The organism is Geobacillus vulcani PSS1, from assembly GCF_000733845.1.
GTDB lineage: Bacteria > Bacillota > Bacilli > Bacillales > Anoxybacillaceae > Geobacillus > Geobacillus vulcani.
The window spans coordinates 776,064-782,500 of the sequence record NZ_JPOI01000001.1 but is presented as its reverse complement, the minus strand read 5'-3'; the positions used below and the strand labels follow the sequence as shown (position 1 = coordinate 782,500).

The 6,437-nt window shown below is 50.5% G+C and carries 5 protein-coding genes, 7 tRNA genes and 2 rRNA genes (1 of these 14 only partly in view); all 14 read left to right on the top strand.

Annotated elements, in window-relative coordinates:
• Positions 1 to 236: ribosomal RNA gene (locus tag N685_RS0104240) — 23S ribosomal RNA — on the top strand; it begins 2,694 nt to the left of the window's first position.
• A gap of 231 nt (positions 237 to 467) precedes the next feature.
• Positions 468 to 584: ribosomal RNA gene (rrf, locus tag N685_RS0104235) — 5S ribosomal RNA — on the top strand.
• Positions 585 to 748: 164 nt separating this feature from the next.
• A tRNA-Asn gene (locus tag N685_RS0104230) sits at positions 749 to 823 on the top strand.
• 7 nt (positions 824 to 830) lie between these two features.
• Positions 831 to 906: transfer RNA gene (locus N685_RS0104225), tRNA-Thr, on the top strand.
• Between the two features lie 10 nt (positions 907 to 916).
• Positions 917 to 988: transfer RNA gene (locus N685_RS0104220), tRNA-Glu, on the top strand.
• A gap of 114 nt (positions 989 to 1,102) precedes the next feature.
• Positions 1,103 to 1,177 (top strand) — tRNA-Gln (locus N685_RS0104215).
• Between the two features lie 440 nt (positions 1,178 to 1,617).
• Positions 1,618 to 1,693: transfer RNA gene (locus N685_RS0104205), tRNA-Lys, on the top strand.
• Between the two features lie 4 nt (positions 1,694 to 1,697).
• Positions 1,698 to 1,769, top strand: a tRNA-Gly gene (locus N685_RS0104200).
• Between the two features lie 5 nt (positions 1,770 to 1,774).
• Positions 1,775 to 1,847, top strand: a tRNA-Ala gene (locus N685_RS0104195).
• A 147-nt stretch (positions 1,848 to 1,994) separates the two neighbouring features.
• Positions 1,995 to 2,894 carry an arginase gene (gene rocF / locus N685_RS0104190; RefSeq protein ID WP_031406158.1) on the top strand — a complete coding sequence of 300 codons (900 nt, stop codon included), beginning with the start codon at positions 1,995 to 1,997 and terminating at the stop codon, positions 2,892 to 2,894.
• Positions 2,895 to 3,095: 201 nt separating this feature from the next.
• Positions 3,096 to 3,659, top strand: a complete 564-nt coding sequence (gene sigW / locus N685_RS0104185; protein WP_031406156.1) for an RNA polymerase sigma factor SigW — start codon at positions 3,096 to 3,098, stop codon at positions 3,657 to 3,659.
• Positions 3,660 to 3,673: 14 nt separating this feature from the next.
• Positions 3,674 to 4,285 (top strand): anti-sigma-W factor RsiW, encoded by a 612-nt coding sequence (gene rsiW, locus N685_RS0104180; RefSeq protein WP_031406153.1) that lies wholly within the window; start codon positions 3,674 to 3,676, stop codon positions 4,283 to 4,285.
• A gap of 72 nt (positions 4,286 to 4,357) precedes the next feature.
• On the top strand, positions 4,358 to 5,179 hold the full coding sequence (gene cdaA / locus N685_RS0104175; protein ID WP_031406152.1) for a diadenylate cyclase CdaA: 822 nt from the start codon (positions 4,358 to 4,360) through the stop codon (positions 5,177 to 5,179).
• Entirely contained in the window at positions 5,172 to 6,410 is a 1,239-nt protein-coding gene (locus tag N685_RS0104170) for a CdaR family protein (protein ID WP_031406150.1), read from the top strand. The genes cdaA and N685_RS0104170 overlap by 8 nt, the downstream gene beginning before the upstream one ends.
• The last annotated feature ends 27 nt before the right edge of the window (positions 6,411 to 6,437 follow it).

The following is a 6,437-nucleotide window of genomic DNA, read 5'->3' as shown; positions in this document are numbered from 1 at the left end:
ACCGGGATGGACGCACCGCTGGTGTACCAGTTGTCCCGCCAGGGGCACCGCTGGGTAGCTATGTGCGGACGGGATAAGCGCTGAAAGCATCTAAGCGTGAAGCCCCCCTCAAGATGAGATTTCCCACCGCCAAAAGCGGGTAAGATCCCTCGAAGATGACGAGGTCGATAGGTCCGAGGTGGAAGCGTGGCGACACGTGGAGCTGACGGATACTAATCGATCGAGGGCTTAACCTAAAGGGAAAAGCGGAGGCCGCCCGCTTATCGGCGAAACGCGCTGGAGGGCCTGCGAGGAGGCTGTCGCCGCCACAGCAGGACCGAAGCGTCGCGAGCCGATGGCGGCCGGAGCTAGACAGTACGAAGCCCGGCTTCTTCCGACGGTTATCTAGTTTTGAGGGAATGAACTATTTCGATTGACAAATCCAACAGGATGGATATAATAATAACTGTCCAAGATGATCATCGTTGCCTAGTGGCTATGGCGGAGGGGAAACACCCGTTCCCATCCCGAACACGGAAGTTAAGCCCTCCAGCGCCGATGGTAGTTGGGGCCAGCGCCCCTGCAAGAGTAGGTCGCTGCTAGGCGATGTTTCAGTTTCATGATACCACAATAGCTCAGCGACGTGCATTAGCATCATCGAATTCACTATGAGTTGCTTTGACGCCTCTTTCTTCTTTGAATTAACTGACAGAGGAAGAGGCAACGAGCACATTGGGAAGATGTGCATGACATATAGTTTCTTCATCATTCCGCAATAGCTCAGCGGTAGAGCAACCGGCTGTTAACCGGTAGGTCGTAGGTTCGAATCCTACTTGCGGAGCCATTTTTATGCTTCCATAGCTCAGTAGGTAGAGCACTTCCATGGTAAGGAAGAGGTCACCGGTTCGAGCCCGGTTGGAAGCTCCATTTCTTTTCCGGCCCGTTGGTCAAGTGGTTAAGACACCGCCCTTTCACGGCGGTAACACGGGTTCGAATCCCGTACGGGTCACTCCATTTCGGCCATTCGTCCTTCCAAGGATGATTGGCCGAAATGAAATGTGTATATTTCGCTCATTCTAGAGGTATAATAGCAATTGAATACAGCGTTTCTTTTTCATCGCGTTGGGCTATAGCCAAGCGGTAAGGCAACGGACTTTGACTCCGTGATGCGCTGGTTCGAATCCAGCTAGCCCAGCCATTATTTTTTTTTGCATAAAACGGTTATGAGTCATTAGCTCAGTAACGAGCGATGCATCTTCGAGTTCACTTTGAGTTGCCTCGACGCACCGAGCTTCCTCGAAACAGCTGGTAGAGGAAGAGGCAGGTAGAGCTTATCAGTACTTAGAGTGTTAGGATCACCATAAGCCATTAGCTCAGGTAGGTAGAGCAACGAGCGATACATCTTCGAAATCGCTTCGAGTTGTCCCGACGCACTGGACATCTTCGAATCAGCTAGCAGAGGAAGGGACATCGTCAAATATCTGAGTGTATACCTAACCATGAGCCATTAGCTCAGTAACGAGCGATGCCTCTTTGAGTTCGCTGCGAGTTGCCTCGACGCACCAAGCTTCCTTGAAACAGCTCGTAGAGGAAGAGGCAGATAGAACTCGTCAGTACTTAGAGTGTTATGATCACTATGAGCCATTAGCTCAGTAGGTAGAGCATCTGACTTTTAATCAGAGGGTCGGAGGTTCGAGTCCTCCATGGCTCACCATATTGCGGAAGTAGTTCAGTGGTAGAACACCACCTTGCCAAGGTGGGGGTCGCGGGTTCGAGTCCCGTCTTCCGCTTGGGCGGGGCCTTAGCTCAGCTGGGAGAGCGCCTGCTTTGCACGCAGGAGGTCATCGGTTCGATCCCGATAGGCTCCATCAAGAGCAGACTGCTTAGCAACCAAAAGCAGCCTGCTTTTTTTGTTATATCGGTATAAATATTCAAAATTTTGTCAAGTTGAGTCATCTCCTTTCTTTCCTCTACAATAAAGGCGTAACAGGAACCGGAAAGGAGTGGGAGACAGCATGAAACCAATTTCAATTATCGGTGTTCCGATGGATTTAGGGCAAACGCGCCGCGGTGTTGATATGGGGCCGAGCGCGATGCGTTATGCAGGCGTCATCGAACGTCTGGAACGTCTTCATTACGATATCGAAGATTTGGGAGATATTCCGATTGGGAAAGCAGAGCGGTTGCACGAGCAAGGAGATTCACGGTTGCGCAATTTGAAAGCGGTTGCGGAGGCGAATGAGAAACTCGCGGTGGCGGTTGACCAAGTCGTGCGGCGGGGGCGCTTCCCGCTTGTGCTGGGCGGCGACCATAGCATCGCCATCGGCACGCTCGCCGGGGTGGCGAAACATTATGAGCGGCTTGGAGTGATCTGGTATGACGCGCACGGTGACGTCAACACTGAGGAAACGTCGCCGTCTGGAAACATTCATGGCATGCCGTTGGCGGCGAGCCTCGGGTTTGGCCATCCGGCGCTGACGCAAATCGGTGGATACAGCCCCAAAATCAAGCCGGAACATGTCGTGTTGATCGGCGTCCGTTCCCTTGATGACGGGGAGAAGAAGTTTATTCGCGAAAAAGGGATCAAAATTTACACGATGCATGAAGTTGATCGGCTCGGAATGACAAGGGTGATGGAAGAAACGATCGCCTATTTAAAAGAACGGACGGATGGCGTTCATTTGTCGCTTGACTTAGATGGTCTTGACCCAAGCGATGCACCGGGAGTCGGAACGCCTGTCATTGGCGGATTGACATACCGCGAGAGCCATTTGGCGATGGAGATGCTGGCCGAAGCGCAAATCATTACTTCAGCGGAATTTGTCGAAGTGAACCCGATCTTGGATGAGCGGAACAAAACAGCGTCAGTTGCCGTAGCGCTGATGGGGTCGTTGTTTGGTGAAAAACTCATTTAATGCATTGGCCAAAGAAGGCTGGTTGCGGGAATTCACGGGTGTAATGATGATTTGTTCCCGCGGTTTGTGAAAGAGGGGCTGCTGTTTGTTTGGCGTCCCCTCTTTTTCCGTTGTATGATACAATAAAATATGTTACATGAAACTTTTCTTGATCGAGCGCCGTAATATACGGTAAGCCGTGAGGCGGGGGTATTGTATTTTATGGATTTATTTATTAAAAAGAGAATTAAGGCGATCCAAAAAGGGGATCAAAATGCATACGCGGATCTTGTCGATTTGTATAAGGACAAGATTTACCGCCTTTGTTATCGAATGCTCGGCAATCGGCATGAGGCGGAAGATGCGGCGCAGGAGGCGTTTATCCGCGCCTACATCCATATTGATACGTACAATCCAGACATGAAATTTTCTACTTGGCTGTATCGAATTGCGACGAACTTGACGATCGATAAATTGCGGAAACGGAAACCGGATGTGTATTTAGATGAAGAGGTCGGGGGCACGGACGGGCTAACGATGCAGGCTCAGCTTCCTTCCCGCGAAGCATCCCCGGAGGAGGCAGTGGAAAGCCTGGAGCTGCAAGAGACAGTGCAGCGGGCGATTGAGCGGTTGCCAGAAAAGTATCGAAGCGTGATCGTGTTGAAATATATGGAAGATTTGTCGTTGCAAGAAATCAGCGAGATTTTAGGATTGCCGGTCGGCACGGTAAAAACGCGGCTGCATCGCGGCCGCGAAGCGTTGCGCAGGCAATTGGGTCATTTATAAGAGGGTGGGAGACTATGGAATGTCCGAAAGAAATTGTGTTACTCATGCACAGCTATTTTGATGGGGATCTTCAGCCAGAAGGAGAGAAACGGCTGAAAGAACATTTGCGTTCGTGCGCTGCGTGCGCTGCCCATTTTCATGAGCTGAAAAAGACGGTTGCTTTCCTCCAATATGCCGCTCACGTTGCGGCGCCGCCGTCGTTTGCGGCCAAGGTCATGGAGGCGATGCCGAAAGAAAGAAAGACCGCACGGTTGCGCCGTTTTATGCATCGTCATCCGTTGCTCACGGCTGCTTCGTTGTTTTTAGCTCTTACTTTAGGCAGCTTAGCTTCTTCATGGAGGGAAGGAGGCGCATTTTCCGTCTCAGCTGATGAACATGTCATCATCCGCGATCATACTGTCATCGTGCCGAAAGGAGAAACGGTCAAAGGGGATATTGTCGTCCGCAATGGCTCGATTCGGATTGAAGGAACGGTGGATGGGGACGTGACTGTGATCCATGGAAAGAAATATATGGCGTCCGCCGGGCAAGTGACAGGGGAAGTGGAGGAAATTAATCAAGTATTTGAATGGATTTGGTATAATATTAAAGAAAGGTTCAATCATGCGCTCCAATCGATTCAATGATGGCAGCCATCACCCGATGGCTTTTTCCGTGGCCATCAACAGATTGGAATTAGAGATAAAGGAAGTGTGAAGATGTCCTTCGGAGAGCTCCCCATCGTGTCATATTTGTTAAAAGTAGTTGATATCCTTGTCGTTTGGTATGTGATTTACAAGTTGATCATGATGATTCGCGGGACGAAGGCCATTCAGCTGCTAAAAGGCATTTTTTTAATTATTTTGGTTCGTTTCGTGAGCAATTACCTCGGATTGACGACACTGCAATGGCTGATGGATCAGGCCATCATTTGGGGATTTCTCGCGATCATCATTATTTTTCAACCAGAATTGCGGCGTGCTCTTGAGCAGCTCGGCCGCGGACGGCTGTTCACCCGCAACACGGTCAATGAAGATGAAGAACGGATGCGAATGGTGGAAGCCATTGTAAAAGCGACCGAGTATATGGCGAAGCGACGCATCGGCGCGCTCATTTCCATTGAGCGGGAAACCGGAATGAACGATTATGTCGAAACTGGCATTATGTTAAACGCTCATGTATCGCCGGAACTGCTCATTAATATTTTCATTCCGAACACGCCGCTTCATGATGGGGCGGTCATTATCCAAAAAAATCAAATTGCTGCGGCGGCCTGTTATTTACCATTGTCGGAAAGTCCGTTTATTTCGAAAGAGCTCGGAACACGCCATCGGGCGGCGCTCGGCATCAGCGAAGTGACTGACAGCGTCACCGTCGTCGTGTCAGAGGAGACGGGAGCGGTATCGTTAACGAAAAACGGCGAGCTGTACCGCGATTTAACGATCGAAGAGTTTCGCGAGCTGTTGACCGGCGAACTGGCTCCAGCGACGAAGGCGCCTGCTTCTTCCCGTTGGCAATGGAGGGGGAAGAAACATGGATAAGTTGATGGACCATCCTTGGTTTATTCGCGTTGTTTCCTTATTGCTGGCGATTATGTTGTATATGTCGGCCAATGTCGGGGCGAAAACCGGCGAGACGCGCAACACGTTTGGCCAGGAAGATACGGAAACGTTGATCGATATTCCGGTGGTCGCTTACTATGATGAAGACAACTTGGTTGTGTCTGGTGTCCCGAAATACGTGAACGTTACGCTCCAAGGGCCGGCCAGCATTGTCAAGCCGACGGCTCTGCAGCGAAATTTCGAGGTGTATGTCGATTTAACGGAATTGCCGTTAGGGACATACACGGTGCCGATCAAATACAGGGACATCTCCGACAAGTTGAAAGTGACGATTCAGCCTTCCTCTGCCAAAGTGACGATTCGCGAAAAAGTGTCGAAACGGTTTCCGGTCGGTGTTGAATTTTTCAATCGAAACAAAATGCCGAATGGCTATTCCGTTGGAGAACCGACGGTGAAACCAGATGCCGTGACGATTACTGGGGCGAAGGAACTAATCGACGAGATTGCGTTTGTCAAAGCCATCGTCGACTTAGATGGGGCGACGGAAACGCTGACGAGAGAAGCGCGCGTTCGGGTGTATGATCGACGGGGAAATGAGTTGGATATTGAGCCAGATCCATCGTCGGTGGAAGTAACCGTGCCGGTGAAAAGCCCGAGCAAGACGGTGCCGGTTCAAGTGCAAGCAACGGGAGAGTTGCCGGATGGTGTGCATCTTGTCAGCATCACTCCGGAGCCGGATCGAGTGACGATTTATGGACCGAAGGAAGTGTTGAACCACATTGATAAGTTGGAAGGATTGACAGTTGATTTAGACGACATTACCGATGATGCGACGGTAGAACTTGACGTTCCGGTCCCTGATGGAGCAAAAAACGTCGATCCAGACAAAATCAAGGTGCATATTGATGTGGAAAAAGACGTCACGCAAACGTGGAAAGACGTGCCGATCGCTGTCGTTGGTTTGCCCGATTCATACAAAGCCGAATTTGTCAGACCGCTTGAAGGCAAAATTACGGTCCGCCTTGTCGGTCCGCCCGATGTCGTCCGCGGGTTGACAAAAGACGATGTTCGCTTGTATGTCGATGTTCATGGGCTTGACATTGGCGAACATCAAGTTCCCATTCAATGGGACAACCCGGAACAAGTCCAATGGCAGCCGTCATCAGAAACGGCAATGGTCCATATTATCGATAAAGCAACTGCACAATAAACTGCATAGTAAGGAGAGAGTGAGCGA